The 26,986-nt window shown below is 39.1% G+C and carries 12 protein-coding genes; 4 read left to right on the top strand and 8 right to left on the bottom strand.

Annotated elements, in window-relative coordinates:
• Positions 1-219 precede the first annotated feature (219 nt).
• From CH377_RS04900 to CH377_RS04890, 3 genes are read left to right on the top strand one after another with little or no spacing between them, the layout of a single operon-like run.
• Complete coding sequence (locus CH377_RS04900; protein ID WP_100722653.1) at positions 220-10,128, top strand: type I polyketide synthase; 9,909 nt, start codon at positions 220-222, stop codon at positions 10,126-10,128.
• Positions 10,125-10,571 carry a holo-ACP synthase gene (locus tag CH377_RS04895; protein WP_100722652.1) on the top strand — a complete coding sequence of 149 codons (447 nt, stop codon included), beginning with the start codon at positions 10,125-10,127 and terminating at the stop codon, positions 10,569-10,571. The genes CH377_RS04900 and CH377_RS04895 overlap by 4 nt, the downstream gene beginning before the upstream one ends.
• A 10-nt stretch (positions 10,572-10,581) precedes the next feature.
• Positions 10,582-16,482 (top strand): carboxyl transferase domain-containing protein, encoded by a 5,901-nt coding sequence (locus tag CH377_RS04890; protein WP_100722651.1) that lies wholly within the window; start codon positions 10,582-10,584, stop codon positions 16,480-16,482.
• A gap of 59 nt (positions 16,483-16,541) precedes the next feature.
• Here CH377_RS04890 and CH377_RS04885 read toward each other — a convergent pair whose 3' ends face one another.
• The 8 genes from CH377_RS04885 to CH377_RS04850 all read right to left on the bottom strand — a co-directional run bounded on the left by CH377_RS04885 (position 16,542) and on the right by CH377_RS04850 (position 24,967).
• On the bottom strand, positions 16,542-19,520 hold the full coding sequence (locus CH377_RS04885) for a PP2C family protein-serine/threonine phosphatase (protein ID WP_100722650.1): 2,979 nt from the start codon (positions 19,518-19,520) through the stop codon (positions 16,542-16,544).
• A 4-nt stretch (positions 19,521-19,524) separates the two neighbouring features.
• Positions 19,525-19,944, bottom strand: a complete 420-nt coding sequence (locus CH377_RS04880) for an ATP-binding protein (protein ID WP_100722649.1) — start codon at positions 19,942-19,944, stop codon at positions 19,525-19,527.
• An 8-nt stretch (positions 19,945-19,952) separates the two neighbouring features.
• Positions 19,953-20,294: an STAS domain-containing protein gene (locus tag CH377_RS04875; protein WP_086447289.1), complete on the bottom strand. Its 342-nt coding sequence runs from the start codon at positions 20,292-20,294 to the stop codon at positions 19,953-19,955.
• Entirely contained in the window at positions 20,295-21,218 is a 924-nt protein-coding gene (locus CH377_RS04870) for a hypothetical protein (protein ID WP_100722648.1), read from the bottom strand.
• Positions 21,219-21,338: 120 nt separating this feature from the next.
• Positions 21,339-22,040, bottom strand: a complete 702-nt coding sequence (locus CH377_RS04865; RefSeq protein WP_100722647.1) for an MgtC/SapB family protein — start codon at positions 22,038-22,040, stop codon at positions 21,339-21,341.
• 15 nt (positions 22,041-22,055) lie between these two features.
• Positions 22,056-22,835, bottom strand: a complete 780-nt coding sequence (locus CH377_RS04860) for an inositol monophosphatase family protein (RefSeq protein WP_100722827.1) — start codon at positions 22,833-22,835, stop codon at positions 22,056-22,058.
• A gap of 32 nt (positions 22,836-22,867) precedes the next feature.
• On the bottom strand, positions 22,868-23,617 hold the full coding sequence (locus tag CH377_RS04855; RefSeq protein ID WP_100722646.1) for a CPBP family intramembrane glutamic endopeptidase: 750 nt from the start codon (positions 23,615-23,617) through the stop codon (positions 22,868-22,870).
• Positions 23,618-23,644: 27 nt separating this feature from the next.
• On the bottom strand, positions 23,645-24,967 hold the full coding sequence (locus CH377_RS04850) for a HEAT repeat domain-containing protein (RefSeq protein ID WP_243401956.1): 1,323 nt from the start codon (positions 24,965-24,967) through the stop codon (positions 23,645-23,647).
• 335 nt (positions 24,968-25,302) lie between these two features.
• Here CH377_RS04850 and hflX point away from each other — a divergent pair, with 335 nt between their 5' ends.
• On the top strand, positions 25,303-26,973 hold the full coding sequence (hflX, locus tag CH377_RS04840) for a GTPase HflX (protein WP_341476374.1): 1,671 nt from the start codon (positions 25,303-25,305) through the stop codon (positions 26,971-26,973).
• Positions 26,974-26,986 lie beyond the last annotated feature (13 nt).

The raw sequence follows: 26,986 nt of genomic DNA, 5'->3' as shown, positions 1-26,986 counted from the left end.
ACTAACAAATGTTCATCAGCACAATAATTATACATTCATATTATAAAATAGGAAAATAGAAATGTATAGCATTTGTTACATCTTATAGAACAGCGTTCGAACATTACGATTTTGATTTTATTAAGCGTAAAAAATTTTTTTCTTGAAATCAAAACGTAAACTCTTCCATTTCAAATGAAATCTTTATAAATGAAAAAATAAAAATGGAAGGGTCAATAAATGAAAACGAATTATTCAAGCGGAGCTTTGTCTTCTGAACAAGTATCAACTATCTTTAAAAATCTTTCCGCTCAATCTGCAAAAATATTCGTAACCTTCGGCGGGCAAGGTATAGATCCTATACCTGAACTACGTTCTTTCTATGAAGAAGGTCATTCCCATTCAGAGTTTTGGCAAACTGTCTTTTCTTCTATCGAAGAAGAATGTAAGGCAACCCATAAAGACAGACTTATAGAAACATTGCCGTTGGGTTTTCAATTAAAAGATTGGTTGGATCAACCTGAATTAACCCCAGATCATTCTATCTTAAAGAATTGTTCCTATAGTATTCCTCTTATCTTCTTAGCCCAAGCTTCCGCCTTATATAGAGTTCTTCAGGACGAATCTAATTGGGAGACACTATTCAACGAGACTTCAGGTATATTTGGCCATTCCCAGGGTGTATATGCGGGATTCTTATTATCTTCTTCTCCTGATAAACCCGCATTCTTAAAAAACCTATCTCTGATACTTAGAAACCTAATTAGCTTAGGAATTCGAGTCCAAGAAGAATTTCCAATTTTAGAATTGGATGTCTCTGCTAAGAAACTTTTGAAATCGGATGAGATCGCCTCTCCTATGGCGGCTTTAAAATCGGAAAACGATCCTTTATTAACGGAAGAATTAGAAAAATTTAATGCACAGAGAAGTTCCGAAGATACGGTATATTTAGGTTTAAAGAATGGTCCGAAGGCACGAGTTCTTTGCGGATCTCCAGAGTCTTTGTTGGAATTCAGAACTTCTCTTGCGAACGATAGTTTTCCCAATCTGGAATCTTGGACGTTTCTTAAAATTTCCGCTCCATTTCATAGTCCCCTATTAAGAAGAGTACCTGTACTTTTGGAAGAGGATGTCAAAAGAATCGGATTCAATCCTAAACAATCCGATCTAAAAATTCCTCTATACGATACAAGAGACGGAAGAGATCTCAGGACCGAATCCGATCTTGCACTCGCATTATCTAGAATGGCTGTGGCAGAAACTTTAGATTGGGAAATCTGCTTAGGAAGTCTAGAAAAGGAAGAAAGTAAAGTATTACTGATTTCTTTCGGACCGGGAGTAGACGCTGAAAAATTATCTTCTCCCATCTTAAAAGGTAAATCCTATCTCGTTCGAAATCTAAGCAAATCGGAATCTTACAGATCTTTTACCAAAGAGACTAATTTAGAATTTCCTAAATCATGGAAAGAGTTCCGACCAGAAACGGTGGAACTTCCGAATGGAAAAGTTTTCTTAAAAAATAATTATTCCGTTTGGACAGGAAGAGCTCCTATCTTCGGAGGAGGTATGACTCCTTCTACCGTTGAACCTGGAATAGTTATCGCCGCTGCAAAGGAAGGATACTTGGTAGAATGGGCAGGCGGTGGACAAGTCACTGAAGAGCTATTCCGAAAAAGGATGGAAGTCTTTCAAAAAGAATTACCTCCTGGAATAGGTATAATAATAAACCTTTTATACTTAGATGCTTATTTATGGAATCTACAAGTTCCATTAGTTAAAAAGCTCAAAAGTGAAGGTGCTCCCATTGAAGGGGTCACCATTTCGGCAGGTATCCCGGAAACAGAAGAAGCAATTCGAATATTAAAAGATTTTGAAGCTCATGGAATTTGGTTGAATTCATTCAAGCCGGGAACCCAAAAACAGATCAGACAAGTTATCTCCATCGCGAAACAAATACCAGATTCAAAAATCCTTATGCAAATTGAAGGTGGAGCTGCAGGAGGACATCATAGCTGGGAAGATTTAGAGGAACTAGTTCGCTCTACCTATAGCGAGATTAGAGATTCTAAGAATATCATCTTGGCAGTTGGTGGAGGAATTGCAGAACCTCAAGATTCCAAGTCTTGGTTATTCGGAACTTGGGCAGGAAAAAATCCGATGCCGGTAGACGCAGTATTCTTAGGAACCAGACTCATGGCTGCCAAAGAATGTGCTACATCAGAAAAAATTAAACAAGCCTTAGTAGAGATTTCAGGGTCTGAAAATTGGAAAACGACTCAAGAAGGAAAGAACGCAGGTGGAGTGATCTCAGGAAGATCCGGACTCGGTGCAGATATTTATTACGCAGAAAATACTTGGACCAAACTTTCCTCTCTTGCAGAAGAACTTACAAAAGGAAAAGAAACAGAAGAAGCTAAAAAAGCAGTTCTAGCTAAAAAGAAAGAATTAATTACCCTGATCAATTCTACTGCTAAACCTTATTTCGGCGATCTGGAAGAAATGAGTTATACTCAAATTCTCTCTAGATATTTAGAATTAACTTGTCCTGGACAAAGATTAATTTCTCCCGAAGAGAATTGGCCGGATCATCCTTTTATAGATAGAAGTTTCAGAAATAGGTTTATAGAATTAGTACAAAGATTTGAAGCTCGAATCTCAGAACCGTCCGACCAAAATTCTATACTGGAAAAAATAAGTTCGGACTTTGATCAGAATGTTTTTCTTAACGAATGGAAAGGCAGATATAAAAATGCAGAAACCATTCTAATTTTACCGGAAGATATAATCTTCTTCTTTGATGTTTGCAAAAGACCAGGTAAACCTGTAAACTTTATACCGGTCATTGATGAAGACTTAGTAAAATGGATCCGCTCAGATTCTCTTTGGTATTCTCATTGCGTAGATATAGAACCTGATTCTTGCGCTTGGATCCCTGGCCCAAAAGCTATCAAAGGAATTTATAAGGCGAACGAACCGGTCTCTTCTATTTTCCAAAACTTCCTGCAAGTAAGTTTAGAGAATTCTACACCTAAAAAAATTTATTGGGAAGAATTGTTCAATTCGGATACTCAAACAAAGAGTCTCCCGAACTTATTTCCGGAAGAGCAAATTCAAAATAACTCGATCTCTATAATCGAAAACCTCGATATAAATTCAAATGATTGGATCATCCGTTTAGCCGAATTAGGAAAAGGGTTCCTGACTGCTGTATTAAAATCGCCTAAAATTGGACAGACTACATCCGATCTAAAACTATTCTTTGAGCCAAGAATCGGCAGAAAATTTATCTGGGAAACGAGTAGCTCGGAAGAATTATTACTGATCCAAGTATGGGAAGAAAACAAACTAAAAGTAGAATTAAAACTTTCAGAAAAGGATTCCGCTGAGTTAAAACTATTCTTCTACGATCCGAAAGATGGGATCGCTATCCCATTTCAAAGAAAGTTTAGTGCAGGAAAAGTTTCAGGAACATTCATTGAAGAAGATCTTGCCTTTAGAGAAAAATCCGGCCTCGACCTCTATTTGAAAACATGGGGGTTAGATCAAAACATAGATCTGAATTCTTCCAGGCATATTTCACAAGAATTAGAATCCGAGATTATAATTGATAAGGAATCTATTTTAAATTTCAGAAAAGCAATCGGAGAATTAAGAAGGGCAGATTTAAAATCCGATCCAAATCCTCCACTCGGAATGAGCACTGCTTTCGCTTGGAAGGTTCTTCTTTCTCCTTTATTTACGTTAGAAAATAAGAATCTATTTAGACTTTTACACTTCTCTCAAAATTTCCAATGGGAGAAAGAAATAAATGATCTAGTTCCAGGAGATAAATTAAGATCTAAAGCCAGGCTTGCCAAAGTTCATAAATTAGGTTCGGGACAAGAAATCCAAATCTTGGGAGAAATTTCTAAAGAAGGAAAGAAGATCTGTTCTTTCCAAACCGGATTTTTGATCCGAGATGTTTATTCCAAATTCGAAGAATTCGACTCTTTACCTTTAGAAAAAAGTATTCTGATCAAATCTGAAGCAGAATCCAATATTTTGAATTCTATTCCGTGGATTTATAAAAATGAAAACAAAGAAACAAGCTCAGTCGGGTCTAAATTAAAATTCACTTCAAGAAATCGTCTCGTTCTTTCTTTGGGCTCGAACAAGGAACTTCATACAATCGAAGGTAAGATTGAAAAAATTTCAGGCTCTCATTCCGAAGAATGGGGAAAATTCAAATTAGAAGAAAAAACCACTGTAGGAACTCCAACGTCCTTTGATCGATTCTTCTCTAATCTAACGGAAGCGGATTCTGAAACTCCACTTACAAAATCTTATAAAGTTATATCGGAAACTTTTTATGCTCCTTCCAATATGAGCGAATATTCTGCTGCTTCCGGTGATACAAATCCAATCCATACAGATATTGATTTTGCAAAATATGCAGGCTGGAGGGACAGAATTGTTCATGGGCTTTGGACTTCTTCTAGAGTAATTAAACAAATCGTAATGGATGTATGCCAAGGAGACCCATCAAGGTTATCCTCCTTCGAAGAAACATTCGAGGCTCCTGTATATTTGGGAGAAGAGCTACTTCTAGAGGCAGTCCATGTTTCCCAAAAGAAAGGATCCCAAATTTTATCGGTCAGCTTGGAAAATAGAAATGGAGAAAGAAAGTTAAGTGCGAAAGCAATTGTTTCCCCTAAAAAAACAGGTTATGTATTCACTGGCCAAGGTTCTCAATCCCAAGCAATGGGAATGAAACTTAGAGATGAGTTCCCGGAAGCTAAAAATGTTTGGCAAAGAGCGGAAAACACTACAAGAGATGAATTAGGCTTCTCTCTTTTAAAAATCGTACAGGACAATCCTACTTCATTAAAAGTTGGAAAAACAGTTTGGAACCATCCTAAAGGTGTTCTTCATCTCACTCAATTTACACAAGTAGCTTTGGTTACCAAGTCTATGGCTGATTGGGAGATCCTAAAAGAAAGAGGGTTTCTAGATTCAGAAGCTCCATTTGCAGGACATTCTCTCGGAGAATTCTCCGCTTTATCTGCCAGGGGATTCCTGGGATTAGAGAATGTAATTCGTATCGTATATGGAAGAGGACTTACTATGCAAAGCCTTGTTCCAAGGGACAAGGAAGGAAGAAGTCCCTTCGGGATGAGCGTAGTATTAGGAAATCGCCATGTAGGTTTGGATGAAGAAACCATTTTAAAAGTTGTAGCACAGATCAAGGAAGAGACCAATCTTCCTTTAGAAGTCGTTAACCTAAATATTCGAGATAAACAATACTCTGTGACGGGAGATCTGAAGGCTCTTACCGAAATGGAGAATCGTTTTAAAGAAATCGTAAGAGGAAAAAAGACTACAATACGTTTAGAAGGAATAGATGTCCCTTTTCACTCCAGAGTTTTGGTAAACGGAGTCGCAGAGTTCAGAAAAACTCTGGAGGCGAATGTTCCTCAAATATCCGGTTTCGAGGAATTAGATGGAAAATATATACCTAATCTAGTAGCAAAACCGTTCTCCATCAATAAGGAATTTATAAAATACGTTTGGGAAGTTTCAGGAAGCCCGATCTTAGAAAAGATCCTGAAAGAAAACCAGGACCTTTCTAATAAAGAACTCAGAAGAATTCTGCTAATCGAGCTACTTGCTTACCAATTTGCAATGCCCGTACAATGGATCAAAACCCAGGATCAATTTTTCCAAGATCTGAAAGTTCGAAGATTGATCGACCTTGGCGCCAGAGGAGATCTTGCGGGAATGGCAAGGCAAACTCTAAGAGAAGTTTCGGATCCTTCTTCTTTCGAAATTCTGCATATAGAAGAAAATCGAAATGTGGTCTTCTCAGAATTAGAAGATTGTGAAACTGCTGAGTTTTCAAAACTTAAAGAAATTCCAGAACCGATTGTGGCAGAAGTCCCAATTACAAAATTGGATACCAAAACGGTGCCTGTACAAATCCAAGAAACCGTTCAAGAATCACAACAATTCGGCGGAGAAGAGGCATCTGTAAATCTTACGAAGAAGGATGCATTATTCGTATTACTATCTCTGAAAGCAGGGATTCGACCGGAAGAGATTTCGGAAGATGAAAATATAGACACTCTATTTGGAGGAAACTCTTCCAAAAGAAATCAGGTGATGGCGGATCTAGGAGCAGAATTCAAAACGACAAGTTTAGACGGAGCTCATGAAAAATCCTTAAAGGATCTGGTAAAATCCTTAGAAGAACAATCCGCATACACACAACCAGGACCTTATTTACGAACTTCTTTTGAAGAAACTTTGAAGAAATTTTTCCCGCCTGATTTCGGGAGAACGGAAATTTTTAAATATCTAAAAGAAGAAAGAGGTTTGAGTGCTTCCGGGATTTTTGCAGTCAGTATCTTTCTTCCTTTATACGTAAGAGAAGGAGATTCATTACGAAAAGGAGCTTTGAGCTCCATCGCGATAAACTCTCGGATCGGAAATTCAAAAGACGCTACTAAATGGTTGGATAAAGCAGTAGATCTATTTGCTCAATCCAAAGGAATACGGATCGGAAAACTTTCCGCGAACAGTTCGGGATCAGGCACCGGAGCAAAAGTAGATGCTGCTGCTTTAGAAGAACTGGAAAGAAAGTATTTCGGAGCGGAAGGGATTTTTGGAAAGGCAATTAAGAATTTCCAATCTAGACTTTTAGGTGAAGATCCATTTGCAGAATTCCTAATAAAAGACCTGCATGCCCTTCAAGAAGCAAGGCAAAAGATCCAAGCAGAATCCGCTCCTTCTTCTTTATTTGAAGAAAAGAAGATCGTTCGTTTTTCCAACTCGGAACAATGGGCAAAGAAAAAACTACTGCAAAGCCTCACAAAGATCAGGTCTGGGGCTTCAACCGTATTCAGTTCAGAAGAAGAAAAATATTTTGCAAATCATGCCAGTCCTTTGCTTTCTCAAGTCTTAAAATATTGGGATCAAATTCTACAGAAAGACCAGACTCAATTCCCGGAAGAAAAGAAAAGTTTAGAAATTAAAAGAGAATATTTAAGATCACTTTCTTCAAACTGGGATCAAAATAAAAAACCGATCTTTCATGCAGAAAACTCCGTATTACGTCCTAAATTAGAGATCTCCGAAGAAGGTAATCTAAACTTTAAAGAAGTTGAATATTCTACTAAATTAAAGGAATTCTTCCAAGGCAAAATATCAATCGGAACAAGCAAGGACCAAGGAGGAAGCTGGACAAAGAATCAAAAAGAGACAGAGGCTATCCTAAACTCCGTTACAAGTTCTTCTAATGAAGGAATTTCTTTTGCGGGTCTGAAAGTTTTAGTAACAGGCGGAGGACCAAACTCAATCGCATTAGAGACAGTGTTTGTTCTACTTGCAGGTGGAGCGGATATCATCTTAACGACAACTTCATATTCTTCCGAAAAAGTTAAGTTTTATAAGAGAATATTCCAAAAGTACGGAGCAAAAGGTGCGTCACTTTCTTTAGTTCCATTTTCTCAGGGATCTTTCGAAGATATACACCTATTATTGGAATGGTTGGTCCAAAAAGATTGGGAACCGGATGTCTTAATTCCTTTCGGCGCAGTCGGAGAAGAAAATACCGGATCACAGTTAGATGATTCTTCTTTAACATCTTTGAGAGTCATGCTGCTTGGAGTGGAAAAGCTGATAGGCACTCTTGGAAGAACGAAAAACACACCTACGGAAACTTCTCCACTTCATGTAATCTTACCTCTTTCACCGAATCACGGTATCTTTGGAAGAGATGGGATGTATGCGGAAACCAAATTGGGTCTCGAAACCTTGTTTCGTAAAAAGTTTTCGGAAGAAGATGATTGGGGGAAACATACAAGAATCCATGGTTGTGTGATCGGTTGGGTTCGAGGAACGGGCCTTATGGAGGCAAACGATCTTGTTGCCCAAGCATTGGAAGAAAAATCAGGAGTGCTCACATTCTCTCGAAGAGAGATGGGACTTCTTTTAGGAAATTTGATCCATACTTGCGTATTCCATTCTTCCGAACAGATCACTAAGGCAAATTTCACAGGCGGTTTGGATTCTCAGAATGATCTAGGAAAAACTTTAGGAAAAATACGTGCGGATATTCTTTTAGAGTCAAAGATTAAAAAGGAAACTTTCACTCTTAAGAGTAAAATTATATTAGAAAAACAGGAAACTATTACAAGAGAATACTTACCGAAGGAAGTGTATAGATATCCTTCTATCCCTTCTCAAGCGAAACTGAATGAGATAGGACATTTAAAAGAATTAGATCTGTCTCAAACTATTTGCGTCGTCGGTTTTGCGGAACTCGGGCCTGCAGGAAGTTCCATGACACGATGGGAATTAGAAAAGTCAGGAACACTCTCCTTAGAGGCCGCACTCGAACTCTCTTGGATGATGGGTTTTATTAAATACCAAGCTGCGGATAAGGGAAGAAGTTGGACTGATTCCGAAACTGGAGAAGCGGTCGCAGAATGGGAAATCAAATCCAAATACGAAGAAAAGATCTTAGCCCATACTGGGATCAGGATCATAGATAAAGAGTCGGTAGGCTTCGATCCGTCCACGTTATTCTCCTTCGTGGATGTAGTATTGGAAGAGGACTTCTTCATTCCTGTTTCTAACTCAAAAGAAGCTGAAGAATTTAAAAATGCTGAGCCGGAAGCAACTGAGATCTACCATGATTCAGAAAAAGACAAATGGTTCGTGAGAAGGAAAAAAGGAAGCACTATCAAAGCCAGAAAAGCTTCCGACTTCAATAGGAAAGTTGCAGGACAGATCCCTAAAGGTTGGGATCCGGCAAAATACGGATTAACAAAAGATCTAACTACTCAAGTAGATCCTATCACAGTTTATAATCTATACTGCACATGCGAAGCATTCTTACGCTCCGGAATGGAGCCGATGGAATTGTATAGATTCCTACATCCAGGATTGGTAGGTTCTACAGTCGGTTCAGGTATGGGAGGAATGGGCAAACTCAAAAGAATGTTCCATGACTTCTTGCTTGGAAAAGAAAGACAGCATGACGCGTTACAAGAGTCATTGATCAACGTTACCACAGCATGGGCACTCACCTCTTATGTAGGCGGTTACGGTCCTGTCCAAACCCCCGTAGCTGCTTGTGCCACTGCGGGAATTTCTTTGGAGATGGCAGCGAGTTTGATCAAAGAAGGAAAAGCAGGCTTTATGTTAGCAGGTGCCTTCGATGATTTTGCAATGGAAAGTTTGGTCGGATTCGGGGACATGCAAGCGACCGCAAGCAGTGTGGAAATGTTGGAACAAGGAATCGACCCTAAAGGAATGTGCCGCCCCAATGATATCCGAAGAGGAGGATTCGTAGAAGCACAAGGTGGAGGAGTTGTTCTACTTGCAAGGGCAGACTTGGCTCTCGAAGCAGGACTTCCTGTTTATGGGATTTTAGCTTATGCGGGTTCCAAAACAGACGGTATCCAAGCTTCTATTCCCGCACCTGGGCTTGGACTTTTATCTTTAGGGGCTGAATCGGAAAAAGAAAAGTCTCCGCTGAGGAACGCGTTATCCGTTTTCGGACTCACTGCAGACGATATAGGTGTCGCCTACAAACACGATACCTCTACAAAAGCAAACGATAAGAATGAAAACAAACTTTTGTATAATTTATTATCTAAGCTCGGAAGAACTCCAGGAAACCTACTGCCAGTAGTTTCTCAAAAATCACTTACCGGGCATTCCAAAGGTGGAGCTGCGGCATGGCAGACCATCGGAATATTACAAACTTTGGAAGAAGGTATCGTAACCGGAAATCGAAACCTAGAAGAAGTCGATCCTGACATGAATGATTATCAGTTCGTCACTTTTACGGACGAAAGTATTCCATTCGGTAAACATAATATTAAGGCTGGAATGTTGACCACTTTAGGTTTCGGACATGTGGGAGCTCTTTGCCTTTTCGTTCATTCCGATTATTTCTTAGCGGCTCTAACTCTAGAACAAAGAGAAACTTATCTCAAGTTGAGAAGAAAAAGAGAGATCAGGAATCGTAACAGATACCATGAGATCAGAATGGGTATCGGAAAACCTTTATACGAAAGGCATACCAAATCCTACTTCCAGGAAGAAGAAATCGGCATTCTGCTGAACGCAAACTACAGATCCAAACAGGAAGAAAAAAGATGAAATTAGGATCTCAACCTCTTCCTATTTCTGAATCGTTAACCAGTCCTTATGCTTCCGTAGGCGTGGATCTTACTTATATTCCTGAGTTTAAGGAAAGTTTGCAGGATAAGGCTACCTTCTTCTTTAAAATTACTTTTACAGATTGGGAAAGGAAGAAGGGACAGACAAAGCCTGAAAATCAAAGAGCAAGTTTTTTTGCGGGAAGATACGCAGCTAAAGAGGCTCTGATCAAGGCATTGGATGGATATCGTTTATTCCAGAAACCAGATCTAAACGTAAACTATTCTGAAATAGAAATACGTAACGACGATTATGGTCGTCCCTATTTTCGTTTTTACGGAAATTTTGAAACTTATCTAAACAATTTAAAGCCGAATACGATTCGGCTGAGCATCAGCCATACGGGGGATTATGCATTTTCCGAAGTCCTCCTGATATTTTAGGAGAAAGCGAATGATACCTACAAGAAAACCAGAGCCAGATTCATTTACCCAAGGAATATTAAGTATTCCTGAAATAGATTCCGTTATAAGAGAACTAAAAGTCCTAAATCCGGGACGTTCAGAAAAACAAGAAGTTTTACCGGAAAGAAAAGGAATCCTAAAAAAAATACTGATCGCAAACCGAGGAGAGATTGCCAAAAGATTCTTTTTAGCCCTAAGAGAAGAAGGAATCCGCTCTGTTGCAGTAGTAACCGATCCGGATAGAGAACAATCTTGGTACGAATCTGCGGATGAGATCCTATATATAGGAAGTTCCGACAAATATACGAATTCTCAGACAATCATAGCGGCTGCTTTACTCTCCGACGCAAATGCAGTTTATCCTGGATATGGATTTTTGTCAGAAGATTTCAAATTTGTAGAATCTTTAGAGGAAGCTTCTCTAATATATAAAAAGAATATAATATTTATGGGCCCCAAAGCTTCAGTGATGAGGAAAGTAGGGAACAAACTGGATGCTAGAAAATTAGCCTCAGAGAATGGGATCCCACTTTTATTAGGAAGCGGACCGATCATAGGAGGAGAAGAGATCGCAATCCAGGAAGCGGAAAGGATCGGCTACCCGATCATGATCAAGTTAGATAGCGGTGGCGGTGGAAAGGGAATGGTCATCGTTCGAAATTCTAAAGAACTTCTTCCTGCCATAGAAAGTGCTGTTCGGATCGGTCTTCAATCTTATGGGAACGGGACCTTCTTCTTCGAAAAATATGTGGAGAGGCCTGCTCACTTCGAAGTACAAATTTTCAACTCCACTGCAGTCGGGATCCGCAAATGTGCAGTACAAAGAAGAAACCAAAAAGTCGTGGAAGAAAGTGGAGAAACTTTTTTAGACGATAGGACCTTATTACAATTATTATCATCCGCAGAAAAGATCGCTCATATCTCAGGCTACTCAGAAGGATGCGCCGCGGGAACCGTGGAATTCTTATTAGATTGTGAAACGGGCAATTTCGGGTTTTTAGAAATGAATACCAGATTACAGGTAGAATATCCGGTAACGGATCAGTCTCTCGGGATCGACCTAGCTAAATGGCAAATTTTATTTTTCGATGGAAGAGAACAAGAGATACCTTATGACTCAGTGATCAAAAGAAGATTCTCCGATCGAAATCATTCCATTCAATGTAGGATCTATGCAGAAGATCCGTTTCAAAACTACTCACCTTCTCCTGGAAAAATAAAAGATCTGGAACTTCCGACTTTCAACGGAGTACGTTGCGATTTCGGCTTCAGAAAGGGTGATAGAGTTTTAGGTGATTACGATCCAATGATCGGAAAATTGATCACTACGGGAACCACAAGAGAAGAAGCTCTACTGAGAATGGAAAGAGCACTTTCCGATCTATACATCCGCGGTATAACCACAAATATCGAACAGCTGATAAAACTTGTAAGACACGATCTCTTCCGTTCAGGAGAATATGATAATTTAATTTTATCTAATAATGAAGAGCTTACAAAAGTGGAGAAGGAATCGGAAGAAGAAGGTGCAATTATCTGTTCTCTCACCGAATCCGTTTTTATAACAGAAAACGATCTGAAAAGATCCTTTAGAGATAGGGACCTTCCCAAATTACTTCACTCACAAGAATCTGAATATTCTCTCTATGAGTTCGAATTAAGGTCGGAATTGAAAACTTATAAAACACGTTTATTCCGAACTTCTATCTCTAGTTATAGAATTTTACTGAATGGAAAAGATTTCGGGACAATCGGAGTTTCCGCCCGTGGTGAATTAGAAGAAGAATTTTTAGTGGAATTTGCAGGTAGAACGATTCCTGTCCGAGTAGATCGCAGACCTTCCTTTCATCTCGTAAGATTTCCGGATAAACAAGGAAAGCTTAGATACCTAAGATTTTCCATTCTATCCAAAGATAAAAAGAGCAACATATCTAACGAAGGAATATTACGTTCTCCTTTCCAAGGAACATTCGTAAAAATCTGCAATAATCCTCGAACGAATGACGTATGGAAAGAAGGTGAAAGCATCCAAGAAGGAGATCCGATATTGGTCATTTCCGCTATGAAAATGGAAACAGTTCTAACTGCTCCAGTAAACGGAAAACTGGGTTATCTGTTAGAACATGGAGATAGAAACAAATTAGTAAGAGGAATGACTGCGTCCGGAATGGTTTTGGGAAAAGGATTGAGCGAAGGAGAAATTCTAGCAAAAATAGAAACAGAGCAGAAATCCGAAGCCGAAAAAGAATTAGAAAACCATAATATCATCGGAGGATCTATTTGGGAGATCTGGCCATCGATTGAGACGGATGCAGAGCTAGAACTCCCGCTTGCCCAAAAAACTTCAGGCTCCGATCTAAGGGCCTTGTTAAAGTCGTGGATATTAGGAACATTTAGAGAACAAGACGCAATAGAAAAGATAGATTCTATACTTTCCAATTTAGAATTCATTAAAGGTTCTGATTCTGAAAATCGTCTCTGGGGAAACTTTTATATAGAACTTTTAAAATTCCACGTATTAGTACGAAGAATCTTTTCCTCCGATCCTGGGACTAAATTTTCCCATTATGGAGAGATACAAAGAGCACTTTCTGAATGGGATACAGAAGGATATAATCCACCTAAGACCACTAAAAAACTTTTATCAAATGCATTTCATTATTATGGGATAAAACCTTGGAACCCTCTCCGCAGGACCAAATGCCAAAAAGATGCATTTATATTTCTAGTAAAAGCTTATGCGAATCTAAGAGAAGGAAAAGAGCTTATAGCAAAACTTTTGGAAAAACTTTCCATTTATGCTCCGCCAACTCCTTCCATAGATCTTGCTTTAAACGGTGTCTTGTATTTAGAAGAAAGAGAGAAAGAAAGTTCACTCGAAAAAACAGTAAGAAGAATATTAAACTCCAGAGGAAATCGCCCGCAAAAATTCAAAGGGGGAGATGCGACCATTTCCAGAAAACACGTATTCGATTATGTGCGCTTTCTAAAATCACCTTGGTCCTCAGTTTCCGAAGAAAGATCTGAAATTTTAGAAGAAAAATTCAAAAAATCTTTTTCTGAAAATTTACCGTTGATCCCGGAAAACTTTGATGAATCTCTCACTTCCCAGATCCGGAAAAAACTGGAATATTGGCAAACCCAAGGAAGTATAAAGAGACTATTCTCCCCTAGTCAGGGACATTTCCTGTATTTTCTGGAGACCGAAAAAGAAAAACAATACATACTCTTCTCCACCTTAAGTGCAAAACCGGAAAAACAAACTTCAAGGTTTGATCTGGAAACTACTGCAAAAGTAGGAGCATGTATCTTACAAGGTGCTCAAATATTCAAAAAACTCGATATTTTCAGATTAGAAGTACTTGTTTCCGGATTCAAAGTAAAATTCGATCCCGGCTCTAACAGAGAAGATGTATTCAATTATAATAATATAATGGAGTCGGCGGGATCCGTTCTTAGATTCTTCCTGCATGGATTATATAGTCAGTTCACAATGGATTTTCTTCCGGAAGATACGGAAAAGACGGTCACACTTTCCTTCTTCTTTAAAGACGGAAAACTCAGAATGGATATCGCTCATCCCAATGATCCTAGATTTCCATATTGTATCGGAACAGATGCAAAAGATCTAGCCGTCTTTCAAAAAGGAAAATGGCCTTTGGAATGTTGGGTCTCCGAAGTATTTGACACAGAGTCTGCAAAAGAGATCACAATCCCAGGAACAGATGGACTTCTTAGAAAAAATCCTAAAACAGGCAAAGAAGAGATCTATATCCCCGGAGCAAAAATATTCGAAGGAAAGATAGGTGGAAAGCCTGCATTATGTTTTTTTAAAGATTCTAGAGTAGCAGGTGGAGCCACAGGTGATTTAGAAGGAAGAAAATATATAGCAGCAGCATACTACGCTTACCGGAAAGATTTGCCTTTGTATATTTGGAATGATGGAGCAGGAGCCAATATAAAGGAAGGAATGGTTTCTTTGAATAGAGCTGCAGAAGGTTTCTTCATGAATTCACTCATAAGTGCGGGAACCAAAGCTTCCGATTTCAGAGCAGCAATTGAATCACATTCAGATCCAGTCTTAAAAGAAGTATGTTCGGAAACCGAAAAAAAATATGGATCGGGGTTCAGAAAATATAACTCAGAAGATAGGCCAAGTCTTTGTTTTACAGTCGCAGTCGGGACAGGCTCTTCTACCGGGTTAGATGTTTACGGTTCTTCTCAAACATCTTTGCAAGTCCTTCTCAATGAAGATGAGTCCTATCGAGTTCTGACCGGATCTTCCGTAATTGAATCCGTAACTGGCGAGAAGTTTACTAATTATGAAATTGGCGGTGCTAAAATTATGGGTCAGGCTACTGGCACAGTCGATTTTGTTGCCAATGATAAAATTCAGCTCATCTGGATACTCAGAAGGATACAAGATTCTTTATTAGGATGTGAACCTCTCTCAAAAGAGAAAAGCCAAAGAGTTATATCAGAAAATTGGAATGTTTTAGATGAAAACGAGCTTATTCATTACTCCGAGAGTGGATTTTTCTTACCGATCAAAGAAAACTATTCAGGTTCTGGATCTTTAGTTTCAGGATTCATTCGATTGGGACAAACTTCCGTGCTTTCCATGGGACCAAGAACGAATGATGGATTTCATTCTCTTCCATGTATTATCAAAGCAAAAGAATCCGTTCGGATCGCAGCGAAAACAGGCGCAAGTTTACTCTTAGTCTATGGAAGCAAATGGTTTAGAAGTTCTCATTTGGATGATTATGATTCCTTAAGACCGAGAAGGGATTTCCAAAAATCGTTACAAAATTTCGAAGGAGCCTGCTTACATTTTGTTAAAAATCCGGAAGGACTTAGGGTTTCAGAACTCACCTCGAGCGCGGACGTGTGGCTTCTTTTAGAACCGAATGAAAAAAGTAAACCTTCCACTCATAAAGAATTCTCAAATAAAAAAAGATGGGCAACATTCACTTCTAAAAACGAATCGGAAGCTTACGAGATCATTAAAAAATTCTTCCATTTATTAAATCAAAGGAAAATTGAAAATTCTCCAACGAGTAAAAGTGAGATCAAACTTCCGAAAGAAATCACAGTTTCTTACGACATGAAAGAAGAGATCGTTCAGAAAATTTTAGATGAGAATACTTTCTTAGAATTCGGAGAATGGGACCCAGGCTCCAGCTTGATCGCGGGACTTGGAAGGATACAGGGAAGGACAGTTGCAATCATCGCAGACCAACCGAAAGGAGGGGGTTCTCCCGATGCACCGGGCACAGAAAAATTCAGAGTGTTCACAGAGTTTGTAAACAAACACTCAATTCCTTTATTAATGATTTCTGATGCTCCAGGTTTTGTTCCAGGCACCAAACAAGAAAGAGCAAGGATACAACAGATCGGCGGAGAATCTTTGGATGTAAATGTTCTCTCTGAGATTCCCGTAGTCTCTATCATTTTAAGACAAAATTACGGAGGAAGACAGATACATGCATTCAGCGGATTTTTAAGACCGGGAATCGCATATTATTCCTTAGCCGAGGCCACTCTTGCGGTAATGGGAGGAAATTCTGCGTTCGATCTATTCCAAGGAGCAAAAGTTTCCGCTCTCAGAAAGGAAGGAAATATTCAAGAAATTGAATCTATTCAAAAGGAATTTTTCGAATCATTCACCAAAAAATCCAGAGCAGATTCTGACGCAAAAAATACTGGAGTTTTAGATGGAACCTTCGGATCCGTTTCCGTACTAAGAGAAGTCCTAAAAACAGGTTTAGAAGAAGCGGATCTCAAATTTTCTCATTGGAGAAAAAATAAAAACAAATACTCCGAAGGTGAAGTATATCTATGTCCGAAAAATCCGGAAGAAGATTGGAAGGACCTAATCCTGCCTTAGCATGAAAAATCCGTTTGTAGGAAATCCTACAAACGGATTCAATAAAACAGTGCAGGTTCTTATCTTTTTCTGATCGCGATCATAGCGATATCATCGGAAAGATTAGAAAACCCTGTTGCACTTAGATCTTGCTGAGTATGGGATTCCACATCCATAACGATTGTCTTGATCAATTCTTCCGGACGTTTTTCTCCGTTTGCATGCAATAGTTTAGCAAGTCTTTCCCTAGTATACATTTCCGAGCTAGGACTTCTTGCTTCGTCTAAACCATCCGTATATTCGAAGAAAATATCTCCTGAATCCAAAGTTAATACCCTTCTCTCTATCGTAGTTTCGAAGAAAGAATTTTCATCCATGCCGATAGGTAAACCACCTGCAGGAAGTTCTTTAATCTTTCCATCAGAAGCGTCAAAGAACAACGGCTTAACGTGGCCTGCGGAAATATATTCTAGTCTGGAAGTATTCGAGTCAAAGATCGCCAAGAAGAATGTAATAAAAATATGATCCGGAGTATCCTCATACTGATAAGCATTCGCTTCTAGTAAGATCTTTTTCAGATCTCTTTCTCCTTTTCGAAGAATTGCTTGGATTTGGGCCCTAAAAAGAGCCATCACAATTGCAGGACCCACACCGTGATTGGAAACATCACCGATACAGATCGCGATCTTTCCTCCACCTAATTCAATAAAATCGTAATAGTCCCCGCCAACTCCGGTCATCGCCTTATAGAACGCGCCGAACTCCACATAGTCATTCAAGCTAGAAGGAAGTTTTTCAGGGAGAAGACGTTTCTGGATCTCTTCTGCTGCCAGAAGTTCTCCTTTCATCTCCTCTCTCTCTTTTAATCCGTGGACCATATCGTTTAAAGATTCACTTAAGATACCGATCTCATCATAGCCTGCAGGAGGGAATTCCACGTTCAGATTACCGTCTCCGATCGTTTCAGCATTTTTACTGATAACCCTGATCCTACGGACCACAAACCAAGCCAAACCGTACGCCAAAAGAATTGCGATTGTCCCAATGATCCCCGTATATCGGATCATTTCTTCTCGGTTGGACTTCATTTGCCGGATGCCTTCGGTCCTATCTATTAAAATAATATTATATCCTAATAAGTCTTTGCGGAGAAGATCGTAAACCAACCCTTTCCCCTCTTCTTCACCTGGGGCCACAAGAGGAGTAGAATCCAGAGCCCACATCACTTCCTCAGCCTCACTTCTGCTTCGGACCAGTATACCCGAATCCCAGGCGATCCCTCTAGGTGTTTTAGGCAGTTCTGTTTCAGAATTTCCAGAAAGTACCCATTCTCTCAAAAGTCTCCATTTGACCCGAGCTGACTTTCTTTCATTTTCATCCTTATAATATCTCCTGATACCTGCCGGGCCAGTTTTAAAAGGAATAAAAGTAAAATCCTCAAGTGCAGCTTCTCTCAAACCAAAAAATGCATCCTCTGCTTTATGCTCGTAGGAATTCCCCCAATCCCCCTTAGTGGCTTCCAAACGAATTAAAGAATCCTTATATTCCTCTTCCTGGGATTCTAATACCCGGATCTTCTCTTGGATTTCTTCTGGAGAAGTTTTATTCTCTCCCTCTTTAGGAGGAAATTTAAGCATCTTCTCCCATTCTAAAATTTCTTTAGAAGTGGCAGCGATCTTGTCTTTTAGAGATTTATGATCATCATTCCATTTTTTCTCATTCTTCTCAAAAACAGAACCGTAGGGATGAAGTTGCTCTAATTTAGTGTCTCTTTTTTTGAGCATCTGCCTATAAGCAAGAGCCAGATTTTTGAATTCCTTATCGGAAGAAGGTTTAGCCTTTCCGTCTTTGCGGAGCTCCGACATTCTGGTTTTTAATCTCTGGGAAATCTCAGCAATCTCTGCAGAAATTTTGCGATCTTCTTCCAAATATTTTGACCAGTCTTTTGGATTTTCCGCAATCTCTTCGGCCATTGATCTGGATCTTTCTGCAGTGCTCGGATTTCTAAAAACAGGACGATAAACTACTTCGTACTGCCTTCCCCCTACTTCATAACTTTCAGGTTCAGATTTGTTCTGGATAACTTCCAAAACATCCGTATCTCCAAAAAGACCTTTACGACTTTCGGTAAAATCGGCCTGGGAAAGTAATTTTTTTCCCGTCTCCGAACTTTGAGAGAAAAGTAAACCCGTATCTAAGGTCTCTTTCCCAACTCTATCATATGCTAAAATTCTAATTTTATCCGGAAGAAGCCCTAAAGAAGAAATTCTATCCTTAAAAGATCCTCTGAAAAAATTCTGAAGAGCTTTTGTTAATGCAGTCTCCCCTGATGCGGCTTTTTTCTCTCCCTCAGGGATCGCTTTTTCAGCCCCTTTTCGTTCCTTCTCCAATTTGTCCTTATCAGATAGATAAGTTTTTTTATTCTTCGGATCCAGATCAGCTTTAGCTAATTCCGTATCTAAGAACTTGATCTCTTCGGTAATTTCTTCTATTCTGGTCTTAGAAGTTTCTGCTCTGATACGAGCAAGCGCTGTTTTTTCCGCTATAGATCTGATCTTTTCATAAACAGGCGCGTCAATCGGAGCTCCATTCTCTTTTCTTAATTCGTTACGTACCTTAGATTCAAATTCCTGAATCTCTTTTTCAGAAAGGTATCTTGTAAAGTAAGTATCTACAGATTTATAAACATTCCCTCTTTTAACGTTTAGACCGATAGATTGACCGAATGCTTTTAATGCTCCGAAAAGTCCACCTTCCTTCTGAACAACTGTCCTCTTAAACTTACTGAGTTGTTTTTTCTTCTCTTTTACTCTAACCTTAAATTCCTCGATCAGGATCATACTTCTGCTCAGGTTTTCAAGATCCAAAACGACCGAGTTCACGTATTCCAAAGGAGCCTTCAACTCAGACTCAAGCTTCTCTTCTAAAGCTTTTGTTTGTTGGGAGTAATGGATTATTGAAGTAAAACCTAATATTGAGATGACCAATGCGGCCGTGAAAAAGGAAAGTTTTGCCCGAATGCCGGGAAGAACCGCTCTTAGGAATTTGTTTTTAATCATCTTATTATCTCGTATGGATCAGAGTCAGTTTATTACGCGGAGGATTTTTGAGACGTTGGTAACGTACGACCATTATTTTTTTAATGGAACGTAATCCGAAACCTCCATCTGCACCGCTTTCGTATAATTCCTTCCAGGTTTCGCTTTTTTCTTTGGTAGGATCAAAAGGAACGCCTTGGTCCAGAATGGAGAACTTCCAGCTTCCTTTATTCTTTTTCATTCTTAATTCAATTTTAGAAGAGTCAGGCTCCGTAAATCCATGTTCTATTACATTAGTCATAGCTTCATCTAGGCAGAATACGATCCTGCCCTTGACTATATCCGAACAGTCTGTCCCCAAAAATTCGCGGACCTCTCCTCGAATTTTGGAAAGTTCGTCTAAATCGACGGAGTAATATAGGATTTTTTCCGGAGAGAAATCCATATGAGGATTTAAACTCCGCCTAATGCGTCATTTAAAGAAGGAAATACTCTCACCTTTTTGGTGAAGTACATCAGCTCCATCGTATCCTTTACTTCCTTTTTTAAGCTGCAGAAAACGATCTCTCCAGATTTTTCTTTCAGGAATTTCTGGATGGAGTTTAAAACACCAATCCCTGCAGATGCAATGTAAGTAAGAGCTGAACAATCGCAGATGATCGTTTTGATCCCGTTCCCTACTGCAGCTTCCAATTTAATTTTCAGATCCGGAGCAGTTTTAGCATCAATCTCTCCTGCGACCGTTAGGATCAATTTACTTCCGTCCACTTTTTCGTTAAATGTGAGGTTCGCCATTTATACACCCTTCCTTAATTCTTTCATTAAATCCTTCGCTTGGATAATTCCATACAATTTTCTTTCCAAGGAGTCTATTTCATAATAATACTTTGTATTCGGATCTCCTTCGAATATATGTGCATATTTCCGAATACCTTGGATAGCCTTCTTAGCATTCCCTTCTAATATACCTTTTGTTATGGAGAAGTAAAGTTCGATCGCAAGAGAGTCTCTCAAGGTTTCCTTAAAGCCCACTTCACGTTTTCCTAATGCGTCTAGAAGATTCTCCACCTCTTGCTCACTGTAAGTTTCCGAGTCACTATAGTTAATTATATATCTAGAAAGTAACTTTTTGCAACGAACTAGATTATTCACCTTTGCCGCAGAGAGAATTTGTTGATATAAAGTATGAACTTCCGTATCTAAATATACTTTTTGTCTGGTCCCATCAAGCTTCACAGGTTCAAAAGCGGATTTTAACTCCTCTTTAGAGAAGTTTTTAATGGAATCTTCAAAAAGTTTTTCGTTATTACTACTTGTTACTTTTTCGAACTCTTTTAAAGGTTTTTCTAATACTGCTGTAAATTCCAAAGCTTCCGGAGAAGTTGCAATACTTCCGGATTCTTGGATCTTCTCCAAAAAGAAAATACAAGAGTCACCCAAAGCGGAAAGACTTTCTATGATTGCCTGAGAGATCAAACGTTTACATTGATGAGGAAGTGTATGCAAATATGAAGGATTATTGGAATCCTCTTGGATCTTATCTATCATCTTACTTGCGGCAAGAGCAGAGTGGGATTTTTCCTTTTCCCAACCGGCATAGATAAACGGATCGTATAGATATTTTTTAAAATTCTTTTTGCCGGACATGGCAAGAAGTCGAATGATTTTTACAAGTTCCTGTGCGAGATCCGAAGGGATCGATGTTCTTTTTTCGGCCATATTCCCAGGTCAGAATCATTTTATAAGCTCTTAAAAAAGCATAGCAAATTCCGAAATCCGAGAAGTTTCCGGAAGAAGTAATAGGACATAAATAGATTTCGAAATTGTAACGAATTCAACTTAAGTCGACTCGATACTGATTTTTATAACATCCGCGAGACTTCTAAATTCATCCACAATCTTTAGAATATCGAAATCTCGAGGCATCGCGATCGTAAGTTTGATCTGAGCACTTTTAGTTTGGTAATCCTGCATAAAGGATTCCGAAACCAATCTTAACTTATTTCTTAATAATAATTCTTTAAACCCTTTCCGATGGAATTTTTTCTGCTTCAGGTCCAGGATCAAAACCTTATATTCATATTTTCCAAAATACCTTTCTTCCACCATATCGAATAAGACGAGAATGATCAAAGTAGCAACAGTAGTTAGAAATCCCGCATAATATAAACCTGCACCTACAAGCAAACCGATCGCAGATACAATCCAGATAGAAGCAGCGGTATTTAATCCTTTCACGGTCAACCCGAACTTCATGATCGCACCTGCGCATAAAAAACCAACTCCGGAAACTACCTGAGCCGCGATCCTGGAAGGATCTCCTCCCACTACGGAATAAAACTCCGGAATAAAAATAGATAATAACATCAGTACTGTAGAAGCAAGGCCGATCAAAATATGGGTCCTGAAACCGGCCCCATGATTTTTGCCCTCTCTGTTCCAGCCAACAGCGCCAGCAAAAATAATGACCAAACCTACCCGGATACTTACCGTGAAGGTATCGATCGTTTTAGAATCCAAAATGGTTAGAAATTCCTGCATAATCCAAGGAATGATCTAAGGTTTCAGCCGGTAAACTTCTTTTAAAAAATCTGAATCTCTACTTAACAATGCAGACATACGAATCTTATTCCAATCCAAAGGATTTCCCGTTTTATCCAAAGCAATCCCGCCTGCTTCTTCTAACGCAAGAACTCCTGCAGCAAAATCCCAGATCTTAGCTCCGCTTAGGTTCATGAATAGATCAGTCTTACCTTCTAATAATTCTAAAAATCCTGCTCCTGTCGCAGCCAAGGCACGAGTCGCTAAAGTTTTTTTACTAACGTTTGCAATCCAACGATAGTCCTCGTCCTGGAAAGTATTATTGATTTCAAGAGAAAGAACGGAACGATCCAGGCTTCCTCCTTTTTTCAGAAGAATTTTTCTATCATCGATAAAAGTTCCTTCTCCTCTCTGACATGTAAGACATGTATCTAAAGCTGGAAAATAAATACACCCTACCTTAGTAGATCCGTTCTCTATATATGCTAAAATTACACTGAATTCCTTAATCCCTCTGGAAAACAAGGTGGTCCCGTCTAACTCATCACATACGATAAAAGTCCCGGGCAGAGGTTCATGATTATTTTGCTCTTCCATCACCAAAGGAATCCCAGGAAATTCCCTTTTGAGGATTTCTTCTAAAACACGATGGGAATCCATGTCTGCTTGGGTTAAAACCTGCATAGGATCTTTCAGATCGAATGTGGACTCTTTGCCGAATAATTTCAGGATCTCTATACCGGCAGACTTAGACGCAAATTTAAAAACGGATAAAATTTTAGAAAGATCGGTCATTCGAGAAATAGAAAACAAATATTAGTATTTTATTATACAAAACCGGAAGCCAAGATCCAGATCCCGAATCCGTGAGCTATGGTAGAAGATAAAAGTCCCCATTTGGAAGCCAAAAATCCGCAGATTGTGCCTTCCCATAAAGTGAATACAAGCAATGGAAATCCGATAGAAGTTACAGTACTCGCTAAGAATATATGGAAGAATGCAAAACTGATCCCTGAGATAAAAGACGCCCTCACCCAGCCGAATTTTTCTTCTGCGATCCCTCTTATATATCCTCTAAATAAAAATTCTTCATACAAATTTCCTGCCAAGGAAAACCAGAGCATGGGAAGAAGAAGGCTCGTATCTACTTCTCCGCCTGAGATCTTCCCCCCGGAAAGACTCCGATTCAGGATCCAAACAGGCAAAACAATCGCAACTGCGCTTAATAAACCGAATAAAACCCCGAGAACTTGGTTTCCTTTAAACCAAAGAACCAATTTTCGGTTTTCTATATCAAATTTCCATAATGTAAAAACTAAAACTAAGGAAGTGAAGCCCAAAGCAACCAGGACCAAAGATGAATTGGACAATCTGATCCAAAATCCTCCGTCCGATCCTAAAGACCAAAGTCCAGTTCCAGTCATAGCATCTCTGAACAAAACAAACAAAAGAATATAGATCAGAATTCTAAGTTTCGGTTCCGGCTTAATAATAAACCAAAATAATCCTGCAAAAACCAATGCAGGGCTTACTCTTAAAAAATATGGAAGAAGAGGATAAAGCTGAGATAGATCCATTGTCTTTTAACTAAAGACTAAACTTTATTAAGGATTCGGGTTTTCGCCTTGAGGATTATTAGGCGCCGGTTCAGAAGTTTCCATATCATCCAGAATAGAAGGTTGTTTAGGTTTCTTCCTCTTATTCTCCTTCTCTTCTTTAGGCATAGAAATGGTTCTTATTTGGATATATTTTCCAAACACCCAACCTTGGACGGTCTCAGTAAACGCATCCTTGTATTTGGTGTTCACTAAAACCTTATAATAAAAGTCCTCTATTCTCTGGCCTTCGATCGGAATGATATAAGCAACTGAATGTTTGCTGACTACTTTCCCAACTTCTCCTGCTTCTAAGTCACGGATCTTAGGAGCCCCTACATAAGGTTCTCTCAAAAGAGGAGTATTATCGGAAACAATGGTCATATATTTTCCGACTGCTTTTAATTTATATAATCTGGCGCTGATCTCATTTACTATATTTTCGGAATCAGCATTAGCATTCAAAATTCTTAATAATGCAAAGATCGCGAATGAATTCTTTTGTTCCGTTAAAGTATCCAGGATTTGGCTTCTTAGATTCGTCTTATCTTTGAAAGAATCTTCTAAAATTTTCATAGAAGTCCTGGTCTTATGCCTTCCAAGAGCTTCCACTGCTGCCTTTTGAAATTCTTCGTCTTCTGAATTCAGATAATCAATAAATATGCGAAGGTCTTCCGGAACCTGATAATACCCGAGACCCAAAAGAGTTGCCTTTACGATTTCCTTATCATCAGACTTAAGACCCTTTTTTAATAGAACTTCTCTTGCTCCCGGATCTAATGTTTTTCCCATTCCTCGGAAAGAAGCTACTCTAATCTCTCTATCGGAAGACTTGGCACCTACATAAAAATAATCTAATGAACTTCTGGAGCCTATATCTGCGAGCCCTTTGTATGCTGCCTGACGTACCCACTCACCATCACGATCTATCATTTGATGAAGTATCTTAACGCCTACAGGACTTTTCAATCTTCCCAAAGCTAAAGCTGCTGCAGCTCTAACTCTTGGAATTGGATGTGTCAGTCCGTATTGTTTCAATCTAGGGTAATTGTATGTGGCTTCCCCTTCGAAAACCTTCAATAAACCGGCTTTTAGAAGATCATTATACCGTTTGGATTCCGGATCCAAGACCGGCTTTTTAGGCTTTTTCTTATTGGTATCTTGCTCATCAGAAGCGGAAGGATCTTCAGTCTCCGAAGAATTATTCCCTACGTCGGAAGTATTGTTAGTATCTTCTGGAGTTTGAGCAAAAATTGGTGAAAACCAGACTCCAAAGAAGGCAATCAGTAATAAGCCTGGAAATAAAAATCTAAAATTCAATCGGGCAAACATTCTTTTAATCGAAAAGCAAGCTTTGGTCCAAGAAACATTTCCTTGTGCCAGCCTCTATTCTTTTTTTCGACCATCCGTTATCGTGCGTTTACCTTTTTTTGAGGTAGAATCCTTGATTGCAAGTAATGTAACCATAAAAATAATAATTTCTTTCCAGAACAGGATACAGATCTGCCATCTATACCTTTATATCTATAGAATTCGATCTTCTCAGGCTTTTTAGGATCGGAACTGCTTGACTCTCTTTTTGGGAAATGGTACCGTCTAATTCTTAGAGAAGAGGCAAATTTATCAGTAAGCTCAGCGGAAACCTTTCCGGACTCAAGTCCAATCAGATCCAAAGACTCAAAAAACTCTCCGAGCGTAGAATTCGGGAAAACGTGATCATCACGCCCGAAGTTTCCAGAACACTCACAGAACTTTCCTTCGAAATCGGCAGACAAATCGGGATCCTAATTGATAGGAACGGATATGTAACTCACGTGATCGTGGGATCGGATAGCTCCATCGATATCCCTTGGTTGGATCGTATTAGGACATCCGAAGCGAGGTTACGAGGTTTACGACTCGTTCATAGCCATCTCAAAGAAGAAAGTCTAAACCAAGAAGATCTTACAGACTTAGCTTTATTACGTTTAGATTATATAACTGCAATCACTATAGATGATAAGGGCCTTCCTAGATCTTATTATTCAGCACATGTAAACCCTGAAGACGAAGAAGGAGAACCTTGGACAGTTCTTCCCAAAAAAGTCCCGGGACAATTGGAAGAAGGTATACTGGACGATATTCTGGAAATCGAAGGAAGAATGACCAGATATCGTAAAAATCTAAAAGGAGCTCAAAAAGAAAACAGAGCCTTTTTAGTGGGAGTGTATCCGGAAAATAATAGAATACGCCCTCCAGCACAATCCATAGACGAGCTAAAAGAACTCTGCAGAACGGCCGGAGTACACGTAGTAGATTCATTTATCCAAAGAAAAAATCGTTTAGATCCTTCTACAGTATTAGGAAAAGGTAAACTAGAAGAGATCGTATTAAAAGCAATCCAGAAACAAGTGGAACTATTAGTATTCGATCTGGAATTATCTCCTTCTCAGGCAAAAAAGATCTCGGATTATGCAGATCTAAAAGTTTTAGACAGAACCCAATTGATCTTGGATATTTTTGCAAGAAATGCAACAAGCAGGGACGGTAAACTCCAAGTAGAACTTGCGCAATTAAAATATCTGAAAGGTAGACTTTCAGAGTTGGATGATAATATGTCCAGGCTCACAGGGGGAATCGGAGGAAGAGGACCTGGAGAAACAAAACTCGAGATCGGAAAACGTAGGGTAGAAGAAAGGATTTCCAGATTAGAACAAGAACTTAAGTCCTTGAAAAAACGAAGAGAGATCGCAAGAAGAAGACGTAAGAAAAACGAGATCCCTGTCTGCGGTATCGTAGGTTACACAAACGCAGGGAAATCTACCTTACTAAATGCTATGACAAATTCTTCCGTATTATCCGAAGACAAGTTATTCGCAACCTTGGATCCTACTTCCAGAAGGATTCGTTTTCCGGAAGAAAGGGAGATCATTGTATCCGACACGGTAGGATTTATTCATGATCTTCCTCCTGAACTATCCAACGCATTCAAAGCAACATTGGAAGAGTTGGGAGATTCGGATCTGCTCGTCCATGTAGTCGATGTTTCTAATCCTGAATTCAGACAACAGATGGAAGCAGTTGAAACTATATTAGAAGATCTAAATCTATCCGATATCCCAAGGATCTTAGTATTCAACAAAGTAGACGGATTACCGGAAGAAGCACGAAACGAACTTCTGAGAGAAGCGGACCTGGATACGATCTATGTATCCGCTATCCAAGGTTTTGGATTAAATACCTTATTGAATCGGATTGAAGAGAGAATTTACTCACAAGCAGAGGCAAAACTCTCTAGTACTAAACTTTGGGAAGAAGATGAAGAATTAGAAGAGGAAACGGAAAAAACCTACGTTTAACGTAGGTTTTGAA

The sequence above is a fragment of the Leptospira haakeii genome, assembly GCF_002812045.1.
GTDB classification, from domain to species: Bacteria; Spirochaetota; Leptospiria; order Leptospirales; family Leptospiraceae; genus Leptospira_B; species Leptospira_B haakeii.
The sequence above is the reverse complement of the archived record's forward strand: the minus strand, read 5'-3'. Positions and strand labels throughout refer to the sequence as shown.